At 63.4% G+C, this 24,579-nt stretch carries 24 protein-coding genes and 1 rRNA gene; 15 read left to right on the top strand and 10 right to left on the bottom strand.

Annotation, left to right across the window (positions count from 1 at the left end; genetic code table 11):
* Positions 1-559: 559 nt before the first annotated feature.
* The gene (locus ASF77_RS15890; RefSeq protein ID WP_229445461.1) at positions 560-2,995 is read right to left on the bottom strand and encodes a penicillin acylase family protein; all 2,436 of its coding nucleotides are present in this window, start codon (positions 2,993-2,995) and stop codon (positions 560-562) included.
* Between the two features lie 156 nt (positions 2,996-3,151).
* A 5S ribosomal RNA gene (rrf, locus tag ASF77_RS15885) occupies positions 3,152-3,267 on the bottom strand.
* Between the two features lie 144 nt (positions 3,268-3,411).
* On the opposite strand from rrf, the gene ASF77_RS15880 reads away from it, so the two are divergent.
* The 11 genes from ASF77_RS15880 to ASF77_RS15830 all read left to right on the top strand — a co-directional run bounded on the left by ASF77_RS15880 (position 3,412) and on the right by ASF77_RS15830 (position 13,575).
* Positions 3,412-4,911 (top strand): B12-binding domain-containing radical SAM protein, encoded by a 1,500-nt coding sequence (locus tag ASF77_RS15880; RefSeq protein WP_056341215.1) that lies wholly within the window; start codon positions 3,412-3,414, stop codon positions 4,909-4,911.
* 55 nt (positions 4,912-4,966) lie between these two features.
* Positions 4,967-6,100 carry an ABC transporter permease gene (locus ASF77_RS15875; RefSeq protein ID WP_056341213.1) on the top strand — a complete coding sequence of 378 codons (1,134 nt, stop codon included), beginning with the start codon at positions 4,967-4,969 and terminating at the stop codon, positions 6,098-6,100.
* Positions 6,100-6,972 carry an ABC transporter ATP-binding protein gene (locus tag ASF77_RS15870; RefSeq protein ID WP_082493815.1) on the top strand — a complete coding sequence of 291 codons (873 nt, stop codon included), beginning with the start codon at positions 6,100-6,102 and terminating at the stop codon, positions 6,970-6,972. Before ASF77_RS15875 ends, ASF77_RS15870 begins: the two co-directional genes overlap by 1 nt.
* 1 nt (position 6,973) lies before the next feature.
* Positions 6,974-7,921 (top strand): MlaD family protein, encoded by a 948-nt coding sequence (locus tag ASF77_RS15865; RefSeq protein ID WP_056341212.1) that lies wholly within the window; start codon positions 6,974-6,976, stop codon positions 7,919-7,921.
* Between the two features lie 5 nt (positions 7,922-7,926).
* Positions 7,927-8,559: an ABC-type transport auxiliary lipoprotein family protein gene (locus ASF77_RS15860; RefSeq protein WP_229445460.1), complete on the top strand. Its 633-nt coding sequence runs from the start codon at positions 7,927-7,929 to the stop codon at positions 8,557-8,559.
* Complete coding sequence (locus ASF77_RS15855) at positions 8,556-9,725, top strand: VanZ family protein (RefSeq protein WP_082493814.1); 1,170 nt, start codon at positions 8,556-8,558, stop codon at positions 9,723-9,725. Before ASF77_RS15860 ends, ASF77_RS15855 begins: the two co-directional genes overlap by 4 nt.
* 45 nt (positions 9,726-9,770) lie before the next feature.
* A complete protein-coding gene (locus tag ASF77_RS15850) occupies positions 9,771-10,094 on the top strand; it encodes a ferredoxin (protein WP_056341208.1) in 324 nt (107 codons plus the stop codon).
* Between the two features lie 21 nt (positions 10,095-10,115).
* A complete protein-coding gene (locus ASF77_RS15845; RefSeq protein WP_056341207.1) occupies positions 10,116-10,751 on the top strand; it encodes an alpha/beta hydrolase in 636 nt (211 codons plus the stop codon).
* A 123-nt stretch (positions 10,752-10,874) separates the two neighbouring features.
* Positions 10,875-12,020, top strand: a complete 1,146-nt coding sequence (locus tag ASF77_RS15840; RefSeq protein WP_056341204.1) for a D-alanyl-D-alanine carboxypeptidase family protein — start codon at positions 10,875-10,877, stop codon at positions 12,018-12,020.
* A gap of 320 nt (positions 12,021-12,340) precedes the next feature.
* Positions 12,341-13,255 carry an aldo/keto reductase family oxidoreductase gene (locus ASF77_RS15835; protein WP_056341202.1) on the top strand — a complete coding sequence of 305 codons (915 nt, stop codon included), beginning with the start codon at positions 12,341-12,343 and terminating at the stop codon, positions 13,253-13,255.
* An 8-nt stretch (positions 13,256-13,263) separates the two neighbouring features.
* Positions 13,264-13,575, top strand: a complete 312-nt coding sequence (locus ASF77_RS15830; RefSeq protein WP_056341200.1) for a metal-sensitive transcriptional regulator — start codon at positions 13,264-13,266, stop codon at positions 13,573-13,575.
* 3 nt (positions 13,576-13,578) lie between these two features.
* On the opposite strand, the gene pssA is transcribed toward ASF77_RS15830, so the two are convergent.
* Positions 13,579-14,370 (bottom strand): CDP-diacylglycerol--serine O-phosphatidyltransferase, encoded by a 792-nt coding sequence (gene pssA / locus ASF77_RS15825; protein ID WP_056341198.1) that lies wholly within the window; start codon positions 14,368-14,370, stop codon positions 13,579-13,581.
* Between the two features lie 137 nt (positions 14,371-14,507).
* On the opposite strand from pssA, the gene ASF77_RS15820 reads away from it, so the two are divergent.
* Positions 14,508-15,572, top strand: coding sequence for a CAP domain-containing protein (locus ASF77_RS15820; protein ID WP_056341197.1), 1,065 nt, complete (start codon positions 14,508-14,510; stop codon positions 15,570-15,572).
* Between the two features lie 4 nt (positions 15,573-15,576).
* On the top strand, positions 15,577-16,203 hold the full coding sequence (locus ASF77_RS15815; RefSeq protein ID WP_056341195.1) for an Hpt domain-containing protein: 627 nt from the start codon (positions 15,577-15,579) through the stop codon (positions 16,201-16,203).
* A gap of 125 nt (positions 16,204-16,328) precedes the next feature.
* On the opposite strand, the gene ASF77_RS15810 is transcribed toward ASF77_RS15815, so the two are convergent.
* The 7 genes from ASF77_RS15810 to rpmH form a co-directional block, all read right to left on the bottom strand.
* Positions 16,329-16,535 (bottom strand): hypothetical protein, encoded by a 207-nt coding sequence (locus tag ASF77_RS15810; RefSeq protein WP_229445459.1) that lies wholly within the window; start codon positions 16,533-16,535, stop codon positions 16,329-16,331.
* A gap of 350 nt (positions 16,536-16,885) precedes the next feature.
* Complete coding sequence (locus tag ASF77_RS15805; RefSeq protein WP_056341191.1) at positions 16,886-17,464, bottom strand: DUF1439 domain-containing protein; 579 nt, start codon at positions 17,462-17,464, stop codon at positions 16,886-16,888.
* Between the two features lie 162 nt (positions 17,465-17,626).
* Positions 17,627-19,006, bottom strand: coding sequence for a tRNA uridine-5-carboxymethylaminomethyl(34) synthesis GTPase MnmE (gene mnmE / locus ASF77_RS15800; protein WP_056341189.1), 1,380 nt, complete (start codon positions 19,004-19,006; stop codon positions 17,627-17,629).
* 70 nt (positions 19,007-19,076) lie between these two features.
* The gene (gene yidC / locus ASF77_RS15795; RefSeq protein ID WP_056341188.1) at positions 19,077-20,750 is read right to left on the bottom strand and encodes a membrane protein insertase YidC; all 1,674 of its coding nucleotides are present in this window, start codon (positions 20,748-20,750) and stop codon (positions 19,077-19,079) included.
* A gap of 11 nt (positions 20,751-20,761) precedes the next feature.
* Positions 20,762-21,022, bottom strand: a complete 261-nt coding sequence (gene yidD, locus ASF77_RS15790; protein ID WP_056341186.1) for a membrane protein insertion efficiency factor YidD — start codon at positions 21,020-21,022, stop codon at positions 20,762-20,764.
* Positions 21,019-21,429 (bottom strand): ribonuclease P protein component, encoded by a 411-nt coding sequence (rnpA, locus tag ASF77_RS15785; protein WP_082493813.1) that lies wholly within the window; start codon positions 21,427-21,429, stop codon positions 21,019-21,021. Before rnpA ends, yidD begins: the two co-directional genes overlap by 4 nt.
* 30 nt (positions 21,430-21,459) lie before the next feature.
* A complete protein-coding gene (gene rpmH, locus ASF77_RS23720) occupies positions 21,460-21,594 on the bottom strand; it encodes a 50S ribosomal protein L34 (RefSeq protein WP_040378179.1) in 135 nt (44 codons plus the stop codon).
* Positions 21,595-21,932: 338 nt separating this feature from the next.
* Here rpmH and dnaA point away from each other — a divergent pair, with 338 nt between their 5' ends.
* Complete coding sequence (dnaA, locus tag ASF77_RS15780; protein WP_056341183.1) at positions 21,933-23,324, top strand: chromosomal replication initiator protein DnaA; 1,392 nt, start codon at positions 21,933-21,935, stop codon at positions 23,322-23,324.
* 141 nt (positions 23,325-23,465) lie between these two features.
* The gene (gene dnaN / locus ASF77_RS15775) at positions 23,466-24,572 is read left to right on the top strand and encodes a DNA polymerase III subunit beta (RefSeq protein WP_056341181.1); all 1,107 of its coding nucleotides are present in this window, start codon (positions 23,466-23,468) and stop codon (positions 24,570-24,572) included.
* The last annotated feature ends 7 nt before the right edge of the window (positions 24,573-24,579 follow it).

The following is a 24,579-nucleotide window of genomic DNA, read 5'->3' as shown; positions in this document are numbered from 1 at the left end:
GATTTCTCAGGAGTCGCTCACTCAAAATACTGACCGTCATCCCATTGCTGAGACAACGTATTTCTTTTGTGTGAACATTTGATAATTTAAGTAATCAGCGACCGAAGCCACTGGCACCTTCATCAAACGCCCACACTTATCGACTGTTAATTGTTAAAGAACTTATTCGGTACTGCCTTGCTGCGTCCTGCGAATCGTTTTGTTCGTCAGCAGCAGAGGAAGAAGAGTATGAAGCAATTTCTGATTCTCGTCAACTTCTTTTTTGCTACACCGCACTGGCGCTGTCGGCCAGTTTGNAATTGTTAAAGAACTTGTTCGGTACTGCCTTGCTGCGTCCTGCGAATCGTTTTGTTCGTCAGCAGCAGAGGAAGAAGAGTATGAAGCAATTTCTGATTCTCGTCAACTTCTTTTTTGCTACACCGCACTGTCTGCGGCTCTCGTTCCCACCTCAACTACTTGATTTCGTTGTCGTTTTCGCGAGGAGGCGAATTATAGCGAACCCCGGCCGGGCTTCGCAAGTGCTTTTTTGCGGCCGGGGTTTTGCCTGTACAACAGCGGCTTAGTCGGCCTTCAGGCTGATCGGCTGGTAGTTCGGATCGGCCTTGATCTTCTCTTCCGTGAACGGCAGCACCGGCCATTCCTTGCGCGAGTAGACATTGGTCTGATCCGCGTAATACGGCGACTTCGGATCGGTCGACTGGCCATAGGTCAGCATGGCCTGGGCCACCGGGCCGGCGTCGTCGAAGGTCACCGTCTGTATATAGCTCTGCCCCCAATACACGCCGTTATAACCGGTAGCGGTCAAGCCGCTGCGCATGGTGAGCGAGTTATACGAGCCGTCGATATTGCCAATGCCGCCGTGCAGCGGGATGCGCACGCCGTTCCTGGTCTCGGTCTGGTAGTCGCCCAGCCTGCCGTCGAACGGGATATTCAGGCCCTGCAGCTTGAGCGCCGCATTCTTGAGGGCGGCAAGCATGGCTGGCATGGCGGCCGGCGCCACGCCATTCGGCGTATTCACCGGATCGGCCGGGTTGAACGGCACCGCCCATTTATTGGGAATGACGGCGGCGCTGTTCCAGAACTCGCGGAACAGCACGGCGCCGCGGCTGTCGACGTTCACGCGGCGATCCCAGGCAGCCAGGGCCGTGCAAGCCTGCACCAGGACGGCGTCGCCGCTGGCCTGGCAGGCCGGCAGCAGTTCGGGCAGCACTAGCTCGGCCGCATACAGGCGATTGGCGAAGGCCAGCGCCTGCATATCGGGCAGACCGATCTTTTTTGTCTGCGCCAGCTCCTCGAACTGCTTGAAACCGATCCGCGTGCGCAGGCTCTGCTCGACACCGACGCGGCCGTACAGCGGCGAATAGCCGAGCGGCGCCGGGCCGGTCAACAGGGCCTTGGGATTGTTCAGCCAATAGCTGTCGTTCGAATTGCCGACATAATCGGTGCGGATCGTCCAGGGCCCGTTGGCCGCCGAATAAATCCCGGCCGGGGCATTCGCATCCTGGCCCCAGGCGCAGCTGCTGCGCGAGCCGTCGAACAGCAGCGCCGCCTGCAGCAGCAAACACCCATTGGCGAACTTTTGTGCACCCATGTGCGGCACCACGCTGGCGTCGGCAAACAAGACATTGCCGTCACGGTCGGCCGCCAGCGTATTCACCCAGGGCAGCCCGATCGTCTTGTCGAGCGCGGCTTTGAGCGCCTGCACGGTATTCGCGCGGCCGATGCCCAGCCATTGCTCGAGCATGCGCGTGTTGTTGCGGTTCGGGTCGGCCAGCACATAGGCCGCGCTTGCCGTCCAGGTCATGCCCGCCTCCGGCTTGACGATCACCGCGCCCTGCTGGCTGAACCAGAAAGTCTTAGTGCGCTTGGCGAGCGTACCGTCGGCCTGCAGCAGGTCGACCGACACCGTTTTAAAGCTCATCTTGTTCGGCACGCCATCATAGAGGTAGGTGGTGCCGCTGCTGTCGGCCGGGTCGAGCGCCAGGCGGAAGGTCGTGAAGTGGATCGCGGTGGTGACCGTATGGCTCCAGGCGACGTCCTTGTTAAAGCCGATCACGACGGCTGGAATCCCGCCGATGATCACGCCCATCGCATCATAGCTGTTCGGCACGGTCAGGTGGGCCTGATAAAAACGGTCGGCCGAGGTCCACGGATAGTGGGGGTTCCCCAGCAGGAGGCCGCGGCCGGAGGCGGACAGCTCCTTGCCGACAGCGAGCGCGTTGCTGCCGATCCCTTGCTGATTGAGTTTATCCAAGCGCGCCAGCAGGAAGCCCGGGTCGAACTTGCGCGGGCTGTGCGCGGCGAGGCTGGCGGGGGCACCTGCCACCCGTCCGGCGGCCACGAATTCTCGTGCGAACACCTGGCCCGTCGCGTGCAGGGCCTTTTCGGCCATGATCAGGTACATGTCGTCGACCGTGATCGGACGCACCCACTTGGCGTTGTTGCAGGCGGCCGGATACAGGCCGGCGAAGGCTTTCACGTAGCGGTTATAGCCTTCGACATAGCCTTCGACCAGCTCGCGCGGCTCGGCCGACCCGGCGGCATAGCTGGCACGCAGCTGCTCGATGTCGAGATAGCCCTTGAAGAAGAAGTCGCTGTCCTCGTTCTTCAGATCCATAAAACCGCTGGCGGCGCCGTATTCGTCGCCGGTGCGCTGGGTCGCGCGCGCTTCCCCGCCGAAGAACTGGGAACGCTCGCCGCGCACCGTCAATACGGTATCGGCGAACATGCAGACATTGTCCTGGGCATAGGCATAGGCCAGTCCGTAGCCGAGGCTGCGGAAGTCCTTGGCGCGCACGTGCGGTACGCCATAGGTGGTGCGGGCGACGTCGACTTCGATGCGGGATGCGGTGGCGACCGGCGGCGGCGCCGTCGTACCGGGACTGTCGGCATCGTCACTGCTGCTGCAACCGACAAGGGCCAGGGCAAGCATGGCGGCGAGACCGGACGCACGTAGCGAGGGAAAAGAGGTGGATTGCAGTTGCTGACGTTTCATGTGGACGCTTTCTGCGGCTGTGCGCGTGGCGAATGAAAGACAAACTGGATTCCCGCCAGGACAATGCGCGACGGGAGATACAGTGTAACTACAGCAACTGCTTTTTTACCTATCGAAACTGATGGGTACGCAAAAAAAGCGACGGAAAAGAAAAAAGCCCACCAGCGACGCTGGTGGTTCACACTGGTTGCAGCACTATCATCGGCGCAAAGTCGTTTCACGGTCCTGTTCGGGATGGGAAGGGGTGGGACCGACTTGCTATGGTCATCAGGCATAACTTGCTGGGATGCTGTTCCACAACGGGGCAACAACTCCCTGAATTCCGGGGCGTATTCTAACAGGCAACTTCCCAAAGCGCCAGCACGGATTGGAGCGCCAGCGCGTAAAATGGCCCCTTTGCCCGAACGCTTCCCGCCATGACCATCCTCCTGTCCACCCTGAACGCCCGCTATGCCCACGCATCCCTGGGCCTGCGCTACCTGCTGGCGAACATGGGCCCGCTCGGCCCCGACACGCGGATCCAGGAATTCGTCATCGGCGCCAAGACCACCGAAGTGGTCGAGCGCCTGCTGGCCCAGCATCCGCGCATCATCGGTTTCGGCGTCTATATATGGAATGTCGAGGAAACGACGCGGGTGGTCGCGATGTTGAAACGGATCGCGCCCGACGTCAAAATCATCCTGGGCGGCCCGGAAGTGTCCTTCGAGACCGACGAGCAGGCGATCGTGAAACTGGCCGACTACGTCGTCACCGGCTGGGGCGAAATCACCTTTCCACAGCTGTGCGCCCAGATCCTGAACGGCCCCCAGCCCCTGATGAAGGTGCACGCCGGCGTGCAGGCGCCGATGGCCGAGATCGCCCTGCCCTACGCTTTGTATAGCGACGAGGACATCGCCCACCGCACTTTATATGTGGAAGCCTCGCGCGGCTGCCCCTTCAAATGCGAGTTCTGCCTGTCTTCGCTCGACAAGACCGCCTGGCCCTTCCCGCTGGAGAGTTTTCTCGCGCAGATGGAGGATTTATATGCACGCGGTGCGCGACTCTTCAAATTCGTCGACCGTACCTTCAATCTGAACGTGAAGACCAGCATGAAGATCATTCAGTTCTTCCTCGATAAACTGGAAGCGGCCCCGGACGACCCGGTGTATGCCCACTTCGAGCTGGTGCCGGATCACCTGCCGGAAGCCTTGAAGGAGATGATCGCGCGCTTCCCGGCCGGCGCCTTGCAGTTCGAGATCGGCATCCAGAGTTTCAATCCCGAGGTGCAGGCCCTGGTCAGCCGGCGCCAGGACAACGCCAAGGCGGCGGACAACATCCGCTGGCTGTGCCAACACTCGCAGGCCCACCTGCATGTCGACCTGATCGCGGGCCTGCCGGGCGAGGACATCGCCAGCTTCGCGCGCGGCTTCGACCAGCTGGTCAGTCTGGGCGCGCACGAGATCCAGTTCGGCATCCTGAAACGCCTGCGCGGCACGCCGATCATCCGCCATACCGAGTCCTACAAGATGGTGTACGACCCGTATCCGCCCTACACCGTGCTGGCCACCAGCCTGATCGACTTCCCGACCATGCAGCGCCTGGTGCGCTTCGCGCGCTATTGGGATCTGGTGGCGAACTCGGGGCGCTTCGCCAACACCATCCACGAACTGCTGGGCGTGCGCCCGTTCGAGAACTTCATGGCCTTCTCGGACTGGATTTATACCAAAACCGACGCCACCCACCGCATCGCCCTCGACCGCCTGGCCAAGCTGGTGGCCGAGTGGCTGCAGGTGACCGGCATGGAACGCGAACGGGCACTGGCCCTGGTCGCCAGCGATTACGCGGGCGGCATCGACGGCGCGCATAAGAAAGCAGCTGCGGCGAACGCGGGCACGGTGGCGGCGCCCGCCAGGCAGGTGCGCCACCTGGCGGCCTGAGCACGCTAGATCCGCTTGAATGGCAGAGACGGCGAATTCCTTTTACACTGCAACAATGCAGATTGAAAATACGCCAACATTGACCATCGAACAGGCTGCCAGCGGTGCAGGGCAGTCCGTCATGGCAAGCGGCGTCTGGCAGGTGCATGCGCTGAGCCAGAAGGGCATGCTCAAGGGGATCAACCGCACCCTGCTCGCACTTAAGAAGAAACCGAACCTGGCCTGGGATCTAACCGGCGTGGCCAGCATCGACCACATCGGCGCCCAGCTGCTCTGGAACGCCTGGGGCAAGAAGCGCCCCGCCTCGTTGGCCCTCGATCCGCGCCAGGAAGAGCTGTTCGCCCGCATCGAGAAGGCCAGCCACCACACCCTGCCGCGCACCCGGGTCAGTCCGCTGAACTGGATCATCGTGCTCGGCGCCGGCCTGCTCAGCTTTTTCGAGCACCTGCACGGCTTCGTCGAACTGATCGGGCGCCTGATACAGGATCTGGGCCGCTTCATCCGGCGTCCGAACACGGGGCCGTGGCGCGAGATCTCGGCCAACATCTACCACTCCGGCTTCCAGGCGCTCGGCATCACGGCGCTGGTCGGCTTCCTGATCGGCGTCGTGCTGTCCTATCTGTCGGCGCAGCAGCTGAGCCAGTTCGGCGGCGACATCTACCTGGTCAACATCCTCGGCATGAGCGTGGTGCGCGAGCTGGGGCCGTTGCTGGCGGCGATCCTGGTGGCGGGCCGCTCCGGATCCTCGATCACGGCGCAACTGGGCGTCATGAAGGTGACGGAAGAACTCGACGCCATGCTGGTGATGGGCATCTCGCACGGCTATCGCCTGATCATGCCCAAGGTGGTGGCGCTGGCCATCTCGATGCCCTTATTGGTGGTGTGGACGGACGCCATGGCCCTGATCGGCGGCATGGCCTCGGCCAAGATCGAACTCGGGCTGTCCTTCCGCTACTTCCTGCACAAGCTGCCGGACGCGGTGCCGCTGGTGAACTACATCATCGGCTTATTAAAAGGGATGACCTTCGGCGTGCTGATCGCGCTGGTGTCCTGCCACTTCGGCCTGCGCATCAAGCCGAATACGGAAAGCCTGGGACGCGGCACGACGACCTCGGTGGTGACCGCGATCACGGTCGTGATCCTGGCCGATGCCGTGTTCGCGATCATCTTCAGCGGCGTGGGGTTCTGATGATTGATGCGATCAAGCGCCCGCCCCAGCAGCTCAACCGCAAGCCCGAGGAAGACGTCGGCCCGCCGGTGGTCGAGATCCGCGGCCTGTGGACGAAGTTCGGCAAGACCGTCGTGCACCAGGATCTGAACCTGGAAATCTATTCGGGCGAGATCCTGTCGATCGTGGGCGGTTCGGGTACCGGTAAAACCGTGCTGCTGCGCCAGATGCTGGGGCTGGAACACCCGTCGCGCGGCTGCGTGCGCGTGTTCGGCGAGGACATCAGCGAAGCCGGCCCCGAGCAGCTGCAGCGCATGCGCAACCACTGGGGCATGCTGTTCCAGCAAGGCGCGCTGTATTCGGCGCTGACCGTGTTCGACAACATCGCCCAGCCGATGCGCGAACTGCGCGCCCTGCCCGAGGACGTGATCCGCGACGCCGTGCTGCTGAAGATGGAGATGGTGGGCCTGGGCATCGAGCACGCCAATAAAATGCCGGCGGATCTGTCGGGGGGGATGACCAAACGCGCGGCCCTGGCACGCGCGCTGGCGCTGGAACCGCGGCTGCTGTTCCTGGACGAGCCGACCGCGGGCCTCGACCCCGATGCGTCGGACGCCTTCGTGACGCTGATCCAGGCCCTGCACCGGGAACTGAAACTGACTGTGGTGATGGTCACCCACGACCTCGATACGCTGTTTGCGCTGTCCTCGCGCATCGCCGTCCTGGCCGAGAAGCACGTGCTGGCGGTAGGCCCGTCGCGCGACGTGCTGCGGGTGAACCATCCGTTCATCAAACAATTCTTCCTTGGCGGGCGCGGCCAGCGGGCACTCGAAGTGCTTGATGAACGCGATGAGGAACGCGACGAAGCAATCGAGGAAGAACCGAAGGAGTGACATGGAAAACCGATCGTATGCATTGATGACGGGCGTCTTCACGATCGCCCTGCTGGTGGCGACCGTCTTGGTGGGCCTCTGGCTGAACCGCGACAAGACCGAACTGTCGCCCTACGAGATCGTCACCACCCAGTCGATTCCGGGTCTGAACCCGCAGGCCACGGTGCGCTACCGCGGCCTGGAAGTGGGCCGCGTCGACGAGATCGTGTTCGATCCGAAGGTAACCGGCCAGATCCTGATCCGCCTGTCGGTCGAGGAAGGTTCGCCCGTCACCACCACCACCTTCGCCTCGCTCGGCTACCAGGGCGTGACCGGCATCGCCTTCATCCAGCTCGACGACGACCGCACCGGCTCGCCCCTGCTGAAGACCGATCCCGAGCACGTGGGCCGCATTCCGCTGCGTCCGGGCCTGCTCGACCAGCTGGAAAAGCGCGGCATCGCCATCCTCGACCGCACCGAGCAGATCACGAACCGCCTCAATGCGCTGGTCAGCGACGAGAACCAGAAGATCATCATCGGCGCCTTCGACAACATCGGCAAGGCGGCCGCCGCCTATGGCGAGATCCCGGAAGAACTGGGCCCGACGATCGACCGCATGCCGGCGCTGGCCGACAAGATCGACCGCAGCCTGACTTCCTTCGACACCTTCGCCGCCAGCGCCACCACGACGGTGCGCAACTACGACCAGCTGGCCACCACGCTGCAGGCGCCGGACGGCCCGATCAACCGCCTGAACGGCGCCATCGGCTCGCTGCAGGGTGTGACCAGCGACCTGGAAGCGGAAACCCTGCCGCACCTGACCCGCATGACGGACGAAGCGCGCACGGCGCTGCGCTCGGTGCGGCGCACGGCCGATTCGCTGTCGGATCGTCCGCAGAGCATCCTGTTCGGCAATCCGAACGTCCAACCCGGCCCCGGCGAGCCGGGCTTCGTCGCCCCGACCAAATGAGGACTATGTTGACCACTTCCCTGCACCGCTTCCTCGGCGCCGCCGGCCTCGCCCTCGCACTGGGCGCCACCGTCGCCGGCTGCGCCTCGAACAAGAATACCGGCGCCACCACCCAGTTCGACTTCGGCCCGCTGGGCACCCCGGCCGCGCAAGTAGCGCAGGCTCCGCTGGCCGCCATCATCGTGATGGATGCGACCGGCTCGCCGACCTTCGAGAACGAGCGCATGGTCTACCGCTTGAACTACAACGACCCGCTGCAGGCGCGCACCTATGCCAACAGCCGCTGGAGCGCGAATCCCCTGCTGCTGGTGACGCAGCGTTTGAAATCGCGCCTGGCCCAGGCCGGCGTGAAGGTGCTGTCGGCAACCGATTCGAGCACCAACATCCCGATCCTGCGCATCGAGATCGACGACTTCTCGCACGCGTTTTCCAGCACCACGGCCAGCGAAGGCCAGCTCATGCTGCGCGCCTCGCTGTTCAACGGCCACACCCTGCACGACCAGAAGACGTTTACGCGCGCCACCGCGGCAACGAGCGCCGACGCGGCCGGCGGCGCGCGCGCCCTGGCGGCCAGCACCGACGCCGTCGCCGCCGAGCTCATTGCCTGGATGACGGGCTTCGACAACCGCAAACGATGACCGCAGTGAAGCAGCACGCGAATGGGCACGACGCCGGGCACGACGCGGCAGGACAGGAGGCGCCGCGCCGCGGCTCGCCTGTCGCCCGCGCGGCGCTGCTCGCCTACCTGCTGCTGATCGTCTACGCCAGCTGGTATCCGTTCACGGGCTGGCGCAGCAACGGCCTGCCGCTGCTCTCGTTCATGAATCTGGTCAAGCAGCGCTACTGGACGGGCTTCGACGTGATGGTCAACGTCGTCGGCTATGTCCCGCTCGGCATCCTGCTGGTGCTGGCGCTGTATCCGCTGGTGCGCGGGGTATGGGCCGCGCTGCTGGCGACGCTGTTCGGCTTCCTCGTCACCGGCACCATGGAGACGGTGCAGAACTTCCTGCCCAGCCGCGTGCCCTCGAACCTGGATCTGTTCACGAATGCGGCCGGCTGCTTCGTCGGCGCCTGCATCGGCCCCTTCATGGCGAGAAGCCTGCTCGACCAGGGCCGCCTGTACCGCCTGCGCAAGCGCTGGTTCGCCCCGCACGCCAGCCAGGGCCTGGTGCTGCTCGCGCTATGGCCGCTGGCGCAGATCTATCCGCAAAGTTTTTTATTCGGCCATGGCCAGGTGCTGCCGATCATCTCGGGCTGGCTGTCCAGCTGGTTCGAGACGGACATCGACCTGATCGCCATGCTGCGTCCGGGCCCGGCGATGAGCGTCGAGCAGTACTGGCTGTCGGAAACGATCATCACCGCCTGCGGCATGACCGGCGCCGCGCTCACTTTGCTCTGTTTGCTGCGCCGGGGCGCGCCGCGCTATACCCTGATGCTGCTGATGCTGGCCGCCGCGCTGGTGATGAAGACCCTGGCCAGCTCGCTGCTGTTCCGGCCCGATAACGCCTTCGTCTGGGTGACGCCGGGCGCCGAAGGCGGCTTCCTGATTGGCCTGATCATGCTGGCGGGCCTGGCCTTTGCGCCGCAGATCGCCCAGCGCCGGCTGGCGGTGGTCACCCTGGTGCTGAGCCTGATCGTGGTGAACACGATTCCGGCGAACCCGTATTTCACGCTGACTCTACAAGGCTGGGTGCAGGGCAAATTCCTGAACTTTAATGGGGCGGCCCAATTCTTGTCCTTGCTGTGGCCGTTTTTTGCGCTGTGGTTCCTGCTTCTTCCTTCCCATAAACTGAATCGCGGCTAGGAACACGTAGAATGGCGGCTAATCACGTCACATAGCGAGAACGACATGAGCGACAACAAACCGTTTTACGAACACCACGTATTCTTCTGCATGAATGAGCGCGATGGCGATAACTGCCGCCAGAGCTGCGGCAAGGCCGGCGCGATCGCGCAAAAGCACGCCAAGAAGCGCATCAAGAAACTCGGTCTGAGCGAGCCGGGCAAGGTGCGCATCAACCAGGCCGGCTGCATGGAACGCTGCGAAGAAGGCCCGGTGCTGGTGGTCTACCCGCAGGGCACCTGGTACACCTATGTCGATACCGACGACATCGACGACATCATCGACACCCACATCCTCGGCGGCCAGGTCGTCGAACGCCTGAAAATCTGACGCTTCACCTTTTACTGCACCATGAACAAGTTTTCGAAACGTTTTACCCTCGACGGCCCCGCCGGCAAGATGGAATGCATGCTCGACCTGCCAGAAGGCGCGCCGCGCGGCATCGCCCTGGTAGCGCACCCGCACCCGCTTTATGGCGGCACGATGGAAAACAAGGTCACGCAAACGCTGGCGCGCACCTTCGTCACGCTCGGCTACGCGACGGCCCGTTTCAATTTCCGCGGCGTCGGCCAGTCCGAGGGTGAACACGACCGCGGCCATGGCGAAGTCGACGACATGGCCTTCATGCTGGACTACATGCAGTCGCAATACCCCGGCCTGCCGGTGGCGCTGTCAGGCTTTTCCTTCGGCACCTTCGTGCAGTCGCAACTGCATGCGCGCCTGGTCAACGAAGGCAAACCGGACGCCATCGAGCGCATGGTGCTGGTCGGTACCGCCGCCGGCAAATGGCCATTGCCGAGCGTGCCGGAAGACACGATCCTCATCCATGGCGAGCTGGACGACACCATTACCCTGCAAATGGTGTTCGACTGGGCACGCCCGCAGGAAATCCCGGTGATCGTGATTCCAGGCGCGGATCACTTCTTCCACAAGCGTCTCAATCCGATCAAAAATCTTGTCGTGCAGATGTGGCGGCGTGACAATTGACGGGTTACAGTCTAGCCGCACTGGCCTATAATTAAGCACTTCATCGATTCCATGCCGGTGGGCAATATTCTTTTGACACCCATCGGCATCCGCACCACCCCTACTGACTTACATTTAGCTCCCATGAAAAAACTGATTGCGGCCGTGGCCGCCAGCCTGCTGATGATGTCGGCGGGCGCGCAAACCGTGCCTGCCCCATCGATCGCGGCGAAATCGTGGCTGCTGCTCGACGCCACCAGCGGCCAGGTCATTGCGGCCCAGGATCCGAATGCGCGCATCGAGCCCGCCTCGCTCACCAAGGTCATGACGGCCTACGTTGTCTTCGGCGCCATCCGCGACAAGAAGCTGGCCCTGAACACGATGGTGAATGTGTCGACCCGTGCGTGGAAAGTCGATTCGAGCAGCTCGAAGATGTTCATCGACCCGGCCACCCCGGTCAGCGTGGACGACCTGCTGCACGGCCTGATGGTGCAGTCGGGTAATGACGCCGCCGTCGCCCTGGCCGAAGCGGTCGCCGGCGACGAAGGCACCTTCGTCGTGCTGATGAACCGCGAAGCCCAGCGCATGGGCCTGAAAAACACGAAGTTCGCCAACCCGCACGGCCTGCCGAGCCCGGACAACTACTCGACCGCGCAGGATCTGGCGCAGCTGGCCACCAATGTGATCCGCGACTTCCCCGAGTTCTACAAGATCGACTCGGTCAAGCAGTTCACCTACAACAAGATCACCCAGCAGAACCGCAACCGCCTGCTCTGGCTCGACCCGACCGTCGACGGCATGAAGACCGGCCACACCGAATCCTCGGGCTACAGCATGATCGCCTCGGCACGCCGTCCTAACGGCGCTTCGGGCCAGCGCCGCCTGATTTCCGTCGTCTCGGGCGCCAGCTCGGACGCGGTGCGTACCCAGGAAAGCCAGAAGCTGCTGAACTGGGGCTTCCAGAATTTCGATACCGTGAAGCTGTATTCGAAGGGCCAGGCAATTGCCACCCCGGAAGTGTGGAAGGGTTCGCAGGGCAGCGTCAAAATCGGCTTCACCAACGACGTGCTGGTGACGGTGCCGAAGGGCGTGGCCGGCAAACTGAAACCTGTGCTCGAGCGCAAGGATCCGCTGGTCGCCCCACTGCCGCGCAACGGCCGCGTCGGCACCCTGCGCATGATGGTCGACAACAAGCCGCTGCTGGTGCTGCCGGTGGTCGCGCTGGAAGAAGTGCAGGAAGCGAGCATCTTCGGCCGCGCCTGGGATTCGCTGCGTTTGATGATCAAATAAGCGTTTTATACGCTCCAACGATGCCCGCCCGGTGTATGCCCAGCGGGCATTTTTATTTGCACTATATTGGTGCAAATTATTGGCGGTAGGGTGGTCGGCTCCGCCCTGCAATCTGCGATCACGCTGCGTGGACGCCGCCCACGCGTTCAGCCGTCCGGTGAAACCTCGCGACATATCACCTGCTTGTTGAACGCGTGGGCGGCGCATGGGCCGCCGGCTCGCATGTTTCGTGGTGGAGCCGACCACCCTACCGCTGCTGCGCGAACGCAAATCCATGCGCGGCTATAATGCCTTGTTACTTTTCAAGCAAACAAGCCGCCATGACCGCTCTCCCCTCCTGCCCCCGCACCGTCACCCGCCCTGGCGGCCTCGAACTGTCGCGCGTGATCGCCGGCATGTGGCGCCTGGGCGAGTGGGACATGTCGGTGCAGGGGCGTGTCGGCTTCATCGAGGAGTGCCTCGCACTCGGCGTGACCAGCTTCGACCATGCCGACATCTACGGCAACTACAGCGTCGAGGGCTTGTTCGGCGCAGCCCTGCGTGCCCAGCCCGGGCTGCGCGAACGGATGGAAATCGTCAGCAAGTGCGGCATCAAACTGGTGTCGAACCAGCGTCCGGCGCATAGGATCCAGCATTACGACACGAGTTTCGAGCACATCGTCGCTTCCTGCGAGGAATCGCTGCGCCAGCTCGGCACGGACTACCTCGACCTGTTGCTGATCCACCGCCCCGACCCGCTGATGAACTTCGACGAGGTTGCCGAAGCCTTCGTGCGCCTGCAGCAGGCGGGCAAGGTGCGCCATGTCGGGGTGTCGAATTTCACGCGGCACCAGTTCGAGTCGCTCAACCGGCGCGTGCCGCTGGCGACGAACCAGGTCGAATTTTCGCCCTTGCACACGGCGCCGCTGTTCGACGACACCTTCGATGGCCTGCAGGATCTGGGCATCGCGCCGATGATCTGGTCGCCGCTGGGCGGCGGGCGCCTGTTCAGCGCGGAGGACGCCCGCAGCGCCGCCCTGCGCGCGACCATCCAGACCATCGCCGACCGCAGCGGTCAGTCGTTTGCGAGCGTCGTGTTCGCCTGGATCATGGCGCTGCCGAGCCGGCCGATGCCGCTCACCGGCAGCGGCAAGATCGCCTCGATCGCCGCGGCGGTGGCCGCCACCGGCTTTACGCTCGCACGCAGCGACTGGTTCGAGATCTTGCGCGCGGCGCGCGGTCACGAAGTAGCTTGAGGCGAGCGATGGCAAGCGACCCGGTCAGAATCGTCGAGGGCACTGCGCTGACGGCCCAGCAAAAGAAGGATTTGTTGAACCGCCTGGCCCGCATCGAAGGCCAGCTGCGCGGCGTGCAGAAATTGATTGCGCTGGCATCGGAACCGGCCGACTGCGAGGCGGTGGCGCAGCAGATGGCGGCGGCGAGAAAAGCGCTCGACCGCTCCTTTGTGCAACTACTCACGGCCACCGTCGTGACCCACAGCGAGGGCGCCGCCGATCTCGACGACGCGCGCGCGGTGGCGGCGCGGCTGGCCGCGCTGCTCGACAAGTTCGCCTGAAACTTAAACTTCTTCCTCGTCCGCGTATACGACCGGCGGCGCAATCCCGCGCCAGCCGGTGCGCCATGCAATGTTCAGCAGCAGCGTGGCGCAGATGTACAACAGGAAGAACAACACGAAAAAGCGCGTCTGCAGTATGAGCAGGAGCAGAACGGCGACGCCGATCACGACTAACATGCCTTTGCTCAGGCGTTGCTTGCTGCTAGGAAAGCGTACGGTGGACACCATCAAGGTGCCGACGGCAACCATCAGCGCCATCACGGCAAAGGCTTGCGTCATGTTCACGACCGGATCGGGCCAGGCCACCACCACCGCGGCCACGCAGGCGGCGCCGGCGGTGATCGGCATGCCGACGAAATAGCGAGGATCGGTGCGGCCGACCGAAATATTAAAACGGGCCAGGCGCAGCGCGCCGCAGGCGACGAAGATGAAGCAGGCCAGGCCACCCATGCGCACGATGGTGGGATGTGCGGCGCTCATCTGGGCGAAGCCGTAGCAGTACAGCAGCAGACCAGGGGCGCAGCCGAAGTTCATGACGTCGGCGATCGAATCGAGCTGGACGCCGAAGTCGGACTGGGTGTTGGTGGCGCGGGCGACAAAACCGTCGAGCGCGTCGAACACGCCGGCCAGCACCAGCAGGATGGCCGCCAGGCGGAAGTCTCCCGGCGCGCCGACCTGGGCGTTGTCGACCGAGATGACGATGCTGCCGAAGCCGCAGGCAATCGACAGCAGGGTGACAAAACTCGGCAGAGCGAACTTGGCGCGCGCGAGGCGCGCTGGGCGGGAGGGGTTCAATTCGGATCCGGGCAAGAGAATGATGACCTATTTTACAGTGCGCCCGCGCCCGGTCGCGCACGAACCCAAGCGTCGTGCATATTTGATTTGCCCTAGAATGTGCCCTTACGATGTTGATTTGAATCAGGAGTAAACGGATGAGCGAACTGCTTCGCGCGAGAATGGTGGTGGCGGGCTGCGTGACCGCCCTGGCCCTGGCTGCCTGTGGCGGCGGGGGCGGTGGTGGCGGCAGCGCGGATCCGGTTCCGGTCGCTACCACGCCACCGGTCGTGTCCCCGCCCCCAGCCGTGCCCGCCACGCCCGATCCGCTGACGCCGCCACCGCCGACACCTGAAACCCCGGTCACGCCCGCCGTGCCGGGCGCGCCCACCGCCACCGGCAATATCGCGGTCGATGGCCGCAACTGGCTCAATTTCCGCCGCGGCCAGGTCGGCATGTCGACGCTCACGCAAAACCGCGAGATCGACATCGCCGCCCAGAAACACTCCGAATACCAGAGCCTCAACAACACGATCACCCATGACCAGATCGTGGGCCGGCCGGGATTCACCGGCGTCGACGTCAGCGCGCGCCTGGCCGCCGCCGGCTACCAATTCAACACCAGCGCCTCGCGCGCATTCGGCGAAGTCATCTCCGCCGCCGGCAACGGCTCGGGCCAGTACATGGCCGAGGAACTAATTACAGCGGTCTACCACCGCTTCGTCATCTTCGAACCGGTGTTCAAGGAAATCGGCACGGGCGCGGCCACTACCAGCGCCGGCTATAACTATTTCACGGCCAATTTCACCGCGAATAACGGCTACGGTGTCGGCATCCTCGGCGGCGACGTCGCGGTATGGCCCTTCAGCGGCCAGACTGCCGTACCGCGCAACTTCTTCAGCAACACCGAAACGCCCGACCCGGTTCCCGACCGCAATGAAGTCGGCTATCCGGTCAGCGTGCATGCGAACATCGACCTCACCATCCGGGTGACGACGTTCACGATCCGTCCCCGTAACGGCGCCGAGCTGCCGGTGCGCCTGCTGAGCAATGCAAACGACAGCCATACCGGACGTTCCTCGGCCGCGATCGTGCCGCTGGCGCCGCTGGCGGCGAACACGGTGTACGACGTCAGCTTTACCGGTTCGACCAACCTCATCAGCGGCGGCACCGTCCTCAGCAGCACGCCGGTCGCGCGTACCTGGTCGTTCACGACCCGCTGAGCGGATGACCCGGCACGACAGCCTGCCCCCTTCTCCAAACACGCCGCAGCCGGCGCCGCTTCCCGAGCCGATCATCGATCTCGAGGCCGGCGTCGAGCGCATGATGGGCAACCGCGCCCTCTACTTGCGCGTGCTGGCACGCTTTCGCAGCGATTACCGCGACGCCGTTGCCCCCATCCGGGAAGCGCTTGCCGCCGGCGAGCACAATTTGGCGCGGCGCCTGGCCCATACCATCAAGGGTGCGGCCGGCATGATCGACGCCCCTGCCCTGCACGGCGCTGCGCTGGCGCTGGAAGATGCGGTACACGGCGCGCGCGATCCGGCGCCGCTCCTGCAGCAACTCGACGCGGCGCTGGCGGCCGTGCTGCGCGTACTCGACGGAATGGATCTGACTGCGCCGGCCGCGGCGCCACCCACCCCGGTGGCCACTGGCGACGCACGCGCACAGCTGCGCGTCATGCTCGACATCGGCGACGGCGCGGCGCTCGAATTGGTCGCGGCCGCGCAGGGCGAACTGAGCGGGTATCTGGGAGAGCGGGAGTATGCGGTCTTGCGCGCGGCGGTCTCGGACTTCGAGTACGAACGCGCGCTGGAAGTGCTCGACCGATCCGGGCGGAGCGGTCAGGAGTAAATCAAATCGGGAACCGCGCGCGTGGAGCGTATGAAAAAATCGTCAGGGCAAGGCGCATCGGCGAAGACAGTACAACGGTATGGCGAGGCGATGCAACGCAGCCATGGCGATTTTTTCACACGCTCTCAGCGCGTGTATTCGGCTTCCTCGTCGAAGGCGTCGGTGCAGTCCTTGCCGCAGAAGCGGCGCACGCTGTCGACCGGTTTGTCGCAGTACCAGCATGACCCTTTCGGCGGCAGGCTGACCCGCGACGGCCTGGTCTGGGCTGACACGGCGGGCGGCGATTCCGATGCCGCACCGTCGCTCATCACACTGTCTTGTATCGTTTCCAAGGTCTACCCCCTACCGGCAGCACGTCAATTCGTCAAGCAAGATTACTGTAGTGGAACATTCCAGGCATGAGCAATCGCAATGGGGTGTTCCGGTGCTGCAGCGCTGCCACAGCCGTTCTGGAGATCCAGTGTGCGCCCAACCCGGCGCTGCCGCAACGCCGTATTACGCGCATTGCACCCGTTGCGGCACGTCTGCAACAGATCGTCAGCCGGCGCGGCGGCAGCCGTGAAAGGCGATGTCAGCTGCGGAAATCATAGCAGTATCGATAACGCAATCCGGCGCCCATCCAATCGTGCGGCGCGCTTTATCGGGGCATTTTGTAACAGGATGCAAGCCTGCTACAGACCGGTCACGGCCGCGGCGCCGGCTCCAGCGAGACGCGCAGCCCGGTCGCGGTGGTGGCGATCCGGGTCGGCACATACTGCACGCCGGCATAGCGCAACTCGTCCATGCGGAAGCTGTAGACCGGAATATCGAGGATCGCCTGGTCGAGCAGGCCGTTCGCCGCGCGCGACAGCTGGCGGCTGACCGACTCGTCGAGCCCGCTGATGGCGAAACGCTCCAGGCGCGGCTCGGCGAGATAAACACCATTTTTCGCCTGGTCGACGTACAGGCGGCCCGAGAAGGCCAGGCTGCCGGACAGCGGATTGCGCAGGAAAGATTGGGCCACGCTGGCATCCATGCTGAGCGCGACGCGGTCGCCCGGCAACACACTCAGTTGCGGACGCGAGAGGCGCAGGTCGAACAGTTCAAGCAAGCGGTTGTCCATGGGGAAGCGGCGGTCGAGGCTGGCCTGCAGTTTCGACAGCGGCAGGTCGACTTCGCGGGGGCCGAGGATGCTGGCGCAGGAGCTGAGCGTCGCGGCGACGGCCAGGCTTGAAGCGATGAGGAAGACGCGCCGCGCGCGGAAGGTGTGTTGGTCAGCCATGCTCGCTCCTTGGGTTCGGGCTCAAGGGTAGCATGGGCTGGCGGAACCGATGTTTATGTAGGGTGGAGTCCTGACTCCACGCGGTGATACGCGCAGGCGAGATCGTCGAGCACGAAATCGGAGCCCGTAACGATCACCGCGTGGACGAGAGACCCGTCTACCCTACTTGCCGATACAGAAGCGGCTGAAAATCACCCCCAATAAATCGTCCGGCGTGAATTCCCCGGTGATGCTGGACAGCTGATCCTGCGCCAGCCTGAGTTCCTCGGCGAACAGGTCGAGCGACTGGTCATCCTGGGCCGCGTGCTGGGCGGCGACGTCCAGGTGCTGGCGCGCGGCGCGCAGGGCGATCAGGTGGCGTTCGCGCGCCAGATACAGCGATTCGCCGGTCTGCTGCCAGCCGGCGATGCGCAGCAGCTCGGTGCGCAGCAGGTCGATGCCGGTCTTTTCGTTGGCCGACAAATAGATGTGGGTGGCGTCAGGCGCGCCTTCCACGGTCGCGCGGTGGCCGGACAGATCGATCTTGTTCCAGATGCGCACCACCGGCACCCCGGCCGGGAAGGCGGCGACGATGGTTTCGTCGGCCGCGCTGGGGCCGAGATTGGCGTCGAGCAGGTGCAGGATCACGTCCGCCTTGCCGACCTCTCCCCAGGTGCGCTCGATGCCGATCCGTTCGACGACGTCGATGCCCTCGTCGATCGCGCGGATGCCGGCCGTGTCGATGATGTTCAGCGGGATGCCCTCGATCTGGATCGTCTCGCTGACCTTGTCGCGGGTGGTGCCGGCGATCGGGGTGACAATCGCGACTTCCGCCCCCGCCAGCGCGTTCAGCAGCGAGGATTTACCCACGTTCGGCTGGCCGACCAGCACGACGTTCAGGCCTTCGCGCAGGAGCGCGCCTTGCGCGGCCTGGCGGAACACATGTTCGAGCGAGTCGACGATGCCGGCCAGCTGCCCGCGCGCGTTCGACTTTTCCAGAAAATCGATTTCCTCTTCCGGAAAATCGAGGGTCGCTTCGACCAGCATGCGCAGGTTGATGGTCTGCTCGACCAGCCGGTGAACGACCTGCGAGAAGGCGCCCGATAAAGACTGCGAGGCCGATTTCGCCGCCGCTTCCGTGGACGCGTCGATCAGGTCGGCCACCGCTTCGGCCTGAGCCAGGTCGAGCTTGTCGTTCAGGTAGGCGCGGCGCGTGAATTCGCCCGGCTCGGCCAGGCGCAGGCCGTGTTCGCGCCCTGCTTCCAGCACGCGCGCCAGCAGCATCTGCAACACGACCGGGCCGCCATGGCCCTGCAGCTCGAGCACGTCTTCGCCGGTGTACGAATGCGGCGCCTTGAAATACAGGGCCAGGCCCTGGTCGATGACGCTGCCGTCGCCGGAGGTGAAGGGAATATAGGTCGCGTGGCGCGGCGCCAGTTTGGCGTCCGGGAACAGCGATGCGATCAGGGGCGCAAGCGATTTGCCGGAGGCGCGCACCACGCCGATGCCGCCGCGTCCGGGTGCGGTGGCGATCGCCGCGATGGGAGAGGTGTCTAGCTTCATGGGGCGAATTGTAGTGGATAAATAAAAAAGCCCGTGGAATCCACGGGCTTTCGCATTCGGCAGCAGCAGCTTACTTGGCGGCCGTGTCGTACTTCTTGGTGATCACCCACTGCTGCGCGATCGACACCAGATTGTTGACCACCCAGTACAGCACCAGGCCCGACGGGAAGAAGATGAACATGACGGAGAAGGCCAGCGGCATGAACAGCATCATCTTCGCCTGCATCGGATCGGCCGGCTGTGGGTTCAGCCTGGCCGTAATGTACATCGAGATCGCGTACAGGATCGGCAGGATCCAGTACGGGTCAGGCTGGGTCAGATCCTGGATCCAGCCGATCCACGGCGCGCCGCGCATCTCGACCGAGGCTTGCAGCACATAGTAGAGGGCGAGGAACACCGGCATCTGCACCAGGATCGGCAGGCAGCCGCCCAGCGGGTTGATCTTCTCGCTCTTGTACAGCTCCATGGTGGCCTGCTGCATCTTCATCGGGTCGGCTTTGTAGCGCTCGCGGATCGCCTGCATCTTCGGCGTCACGACGCGCATCTTCGCCATGCTGCGGTAGCCGGCGGCCGACAGCGGGAAGAAGGCTAGCTTGATCAGGATGGTGAAGGCGATGATGGTCCAGCCCCAGTTGCCCAGCAGCGTGTGGATCTGATCCATGACCCAGAACAGCGGCTTGGAGATGATCGCGAACATGCCGTAGTCCTTGACCAGTTCCAGGCCCGGGGTGATGGTTTCCAGCTTCTTCTCGTCCTGCGGGCCCGAATACAGGCGCGCGGTGTTCGAGACGGTGGCACCCGGCGCAACGGTGCCCAGCGGCTGGACGGTGCCGATCGCATACAGGTTGGTCGCCAGCTTCTTGGTGAAGATGTCGCGCTGTGCGTTCTCGGCCGGAATGAAGGCGGAGACGAAGAAGTGCTGCGAGACTGCGACCCAGCCGCCGTTCGCCTTGGTGGCGTGTTCGGCTTTGCCCTTCTCGATGTCTTCGAAGGTCAGCTTCTGATACTTGTCGTTCGGCGTCCACAGGGTCGGGTGGATACCGAAGCTCGGCATGAACCACGAACCGCCGGGCGCCGGATTGCCGTCGTGCTGCAGCTGCAGGTAGAGCGAAGGCTGCACGGGTGCTTGCGTCAGGTTGGTGATGTCGTGACGCACGTCGACGACGTAGTCGCCGCGCTTGAAGGTCAGCGTCTTGGTCAGGCGCACGCCGCCCTGCTCGGCGTCGAGCACGACTTGCACGGCATTGCCGCCGTCCAGGGTACGCAGGCCGGGACGCGCCACGAATGGCGTGTTGTGGTTCGGCAGGACGCCGGCGGCGGTCGAACCGATCAGGCCGGTCTGGCCCAGGTAGACGTTATTGCCCACCACGTCGAACAGCACCTGGTTTTTCTTCTTGTCGAGATGATCCGGATACTTCAGCAGCTCGAGGCGGCGGATCACGCCGCCAACGGTGTCGATCTCGGCTTTCACGACGTCGGTGGTGACGGTGATGCGTTCGGCGCGCACGGGCGCAGGCGCGGCCGGCTGGCCCGGCGTGCCCGGCACGGTGCCCGGCTGGGCGGCGGCGGCCGGCACGCCGGTCGTGGTGCCGGTGGCGGCAGTGCTCGGCGCCTGGGCAACCTTGGCCGGCGGCGTCGGCGCGAACATCGATTGCTTACCGTTCGACACCATCCAGTTGTTCCACAGGATGACAAGCGAGACGGCGAAGACAATCCACAGAATGGTACGTTTATTGATTTCCATTGAGGTATTGATCAGGAGTGGTTGCAACCGCAAGCGGCTGAGTGGGAATGCTTGTGCCGGCCCGGCGGTACCGGGTCGACGCCGCCCGCGTTCCAGGGATGGCAGCGGCCGAGGCGGCGCGCGGCCAGCCAGCTGCCGCGCAGCGCACCATGGGTCTGGAGCGCCTCGATGGCATAGCTGGAACAGGACGGATAAAAGCGGCAATTCTGCCCAAGCATTGGCGACAGCACGAGCCGGTAGGCACGCACGATCCAGATGAGCAGGGTCTTCATGGCGTCGGCGGCGCCGCGACCGACGCTGCGGGACGGCGTGGACGCTGCGAAGCGAGCAGGCGCGACAGTTCGGCGTGCAACAGGCGCTTCAATGCGCCGTTGGTGGCCGGGCCGGCCTTGGTGTTCACCGGACGCGCCAGGCGGACGATGCAGTCGACGGCCTGGATCTCGTTCGTGCGGAACAGTTCGCGCGTGATGCGCTTGATGGTATTGCGGGTGACGGCGCGCGGCGCGAAGCGCTTGGCCGCGACGATGCCCAGCCGCGCATGGGGCAGCGGGCTGGGACGGGTGTACAGCACGAAATGCGCGGATTTTTGCGTTGGCCGCAAACGAAAAACGGATGAGAATTCATCCGTTTTTAAAATGCGCCGAGCGCGCGCGAAGTCGTGCGAACCTTCGCCTGTCATGGCCGACCGCAGGGGTGCAGACGAGCTGGCTTAGACAGCCAGACGCTTGCGGCCCTTGGCGCGGCGTGCGTTCAGGACTTGACGGCCACCACGGGTAGCCATACGTGCGCGGAAGCCGTGCGTGCGCTTGCGACGAACGACGGAAGGTTGGTAAGTACGTTTCATGGTGGTCTCGCTTAAAGCAAAATAGGATGCAAAATCGGGTCTGACGTCTTCTCGTCAGGAACAGGCGCCAATGACAGTTCGCAGTCGTTAAGCCAGCGTCACGCCACAGCAAAGTCCGCATTTTCTCAACCAACAATTGCTCGGCTGACAGGTGGGCGGACAGGGAACCCTGAATTAGACTCGATTTGGTGCCCGGCTGTCAAGGCAGCTGTTGTTTCTGGCGACGTAGGGATAACTTCGCCTTTATCCCCAGTCATGCTGAAAAATCTGGGGCAACCTGTGGATAACTAGCGCGGAGACAGGTAAAATAGCGTGTTACGTATCAACTAGCCGCACACATGGAAAATTTCTGGCAGACCGCCTCCGCGCAACTGGAGCTCGAGCTGACGCCGCAACAATACAGCGCGTGGATCAAACCGCTCGTCGCCCTCGACTACGAGGACGGCAAGCTGCGCATTGCTGCGCCCAACCGCTTCAAGCTCGACTGGGTGAAGTCGCAGTTCGCCAACCGCATCACGGCGCTGGCCTGCCAGTACTGGGAAGCCCCGGTCGAGGTGCAGTTCGTGCTCGACCCGCGCCTGAACGCAGCCAAGAAGCCGGACGCCGTGCGCCCTGCCCCGGCCGCTTCGAACGAAGGCCAGCTGCGCCCGTCGGCGCCCAGCGTGGAACCGCAGCCGAACCTGAACATCGCCAATTCGCCGAAACGCGAACAAAGCCGCATCAACCCCGATCTGACTTTCGACAGTTTCGTCACCGGTAAGGCCAACCAGCTGGCGCGCGCCGCCGCGATCCAGGTGGCGAACAACCCGGGCGTGTCGTACAACCCGCTGTTCTTCTACGGCGGCGTCGGCCTTGGTAAAACCCACTTGATCCACGCGATCGGCAACCAGGTCATGGCCGACCAGCCGGGCGCGCGCATCCGCTACATCCACGCCGAGCAGTACGTGCGCGACGTCGTCACCGCCTACCAACGAAAAGGCTTCGACGACTTCAAGCATTACTACCACTCGCTCGACATGCTGCTGATCGACGATATTCAATTCTTCGGCGGCAAGAGCCGTACGCAGGAAGAGTTCTTCTATGCCTTCGAGGCGCTAATCGCGGCGAAAAAGCAGATCATCATCACCTCGGATACTTATCCGAAAGAGATCACCGGCATGGACGACCGCCTGATCTCGCGCTTCGATTCCGGCCTGACGGTCGCGATCGAACCGCCGGAACTGGAAATGCGCGTCGCGATCCTGCTGAAGAAGGCGCAATCCGAAGGCGTGACCCTGTCGGACGACGTCGCCTTCTTTGTCGCAAAACACCTGCGTTCGAACGTGCGCGAACTGGAAGGCGCGCTGCGCAAGATCCTCGCGTACTCGCGCTTCCACGGCAAGGACATCACGATCGACATCGTCAAGGAAGCCCTGAAGGATCTGTTATCCGTACAGAACCGCCAGATCTCGGTGGAGAACATCCAGAAGACGGTTGCCGACTTCTTCAACATCAAGGTCGCCGACATGTATTCGAAGCGGCGCCCGGCGAACATCGCCCGCCCGCGCCAGATCGCCATGTACCTGGCCAAGGAATTGACCCAGAAGAGCCTGCCGGAAATCGGCGAACTCTTCGGCGGCCGCGACCACACCACCGTACTGCACGCGGTGCGCAAGATCGCCGGCGATCGCCAGAAAAACGCCGAGTGCAACCACGAGTTGCACGTGCTGGAGCAGACCCTGAAGGGCTGATGCTACCGGTGCTGGCTATAGGGTGGACGGCTCTGCCGTCCACGCGTTCAGCCGAGGATCCTGCGATTGTGTTTGCCCCACACAACCGGCAAAATAGTGCTGTAGCAACAATTTCACTGTATTAACCCTCTGAGGAAAATTATGCAATTGGTCAAAACCACCCGAGACACGCTTCTCCGGCCACTGCAGATCGTGAGCGGTATTGTCGAGCGTCGGCACACCATGCCGATTCTGGCCAATATCCTCATCCGCAAGGACGGCGAAAGCGTCTCCTTCCTGTCGACCGATACCGAAGTGCAGATCACGACGCATGCGAACATCGGTTCCGGCGACGACATCACCGGAACCACGGTCGCCGCGCGTAAACTGCTGGACATCCTGCGCGCGCTGCCGGAATCGGGCGACGTCACGATGACGCTGCAGAACAAGCGCCTGGCTGTGCAAAGCGGCAAGTCGCGCTTCGCGCTGCAGACCCTGGCCGCCGAGGAATTCCCGACGGTCTCGGTCGCCGATACCTACAACGCCACCGTCACCCTGCCGCAAAAGACCTTGAAGCACCTGTTCAACATGGTGCACTTCTCGATGGCCCAGCAGGACATCCGCTACTACCTGAACGGCCTGCTGCTGGTTCTGGACGGTAACAAGGTGATCGCGGTCGCCACCGACGGCCACCGCCTCGCCTTCTGCCAGGTCGAAGCCGAGCAGGAATTCGCGCGCCAGGAAGTCATCATCCCGCGCAAAACCATCATCGAACTGCAGCGCCTGCTCGAAGAAAGCGACGAAACCGTCCAGCTCGACATCGCCGCCTCGCAGGTAAAACTGACTTTCGCCGATATCGAACTGGTGTCGAAGCTGGTCGAGGGCAAATTCCCGGACTACACCCGCGTGATCCCGAAGGGTTACAAGAACGACTTTACGATCAGCCGCGACGAACTGCTGCGCTCGCTGCAACGCGCCGCGATCATGACCAGCGATAAGTTCAAGGGCGTGCGCTGCATCATCACCCCAGGCAGCATGAAGATCAGCTCGACCAATGCCGACCAGGAAGAAGCGGTCGAAGAACTCGAGATCGACTACGGCGGCGACCAGATCGACATCGGTTTCAACGTGACCTACCTGCTCGACGTGCTGAACAACCTGAAGTGCGACCAGGTGAATATTGCCCTGGGCGATTCGAACTCGTCGGCCCTGATCTCGATTCCCGACAATGGCGACTTCAAATATGTCGTCATGCCGATGCGTATCTAAGTAAGCG

The sequence above is a fragment of the Massilia sp. Leaf139 genome, from assembly GCF_001424165.1.
In the GTDB taxonomy this organism is placed as follows: domain Bacteria; phylum Pseudomonadota; class Gammaproteobacteria; order Burkholderiales; family Burkholderiaceae_D; genus Telluria.
Note: the sequence above shows the minus strand (reverse complement) of the source record. Positions and strands in the feature narration are given on the sequence as shown.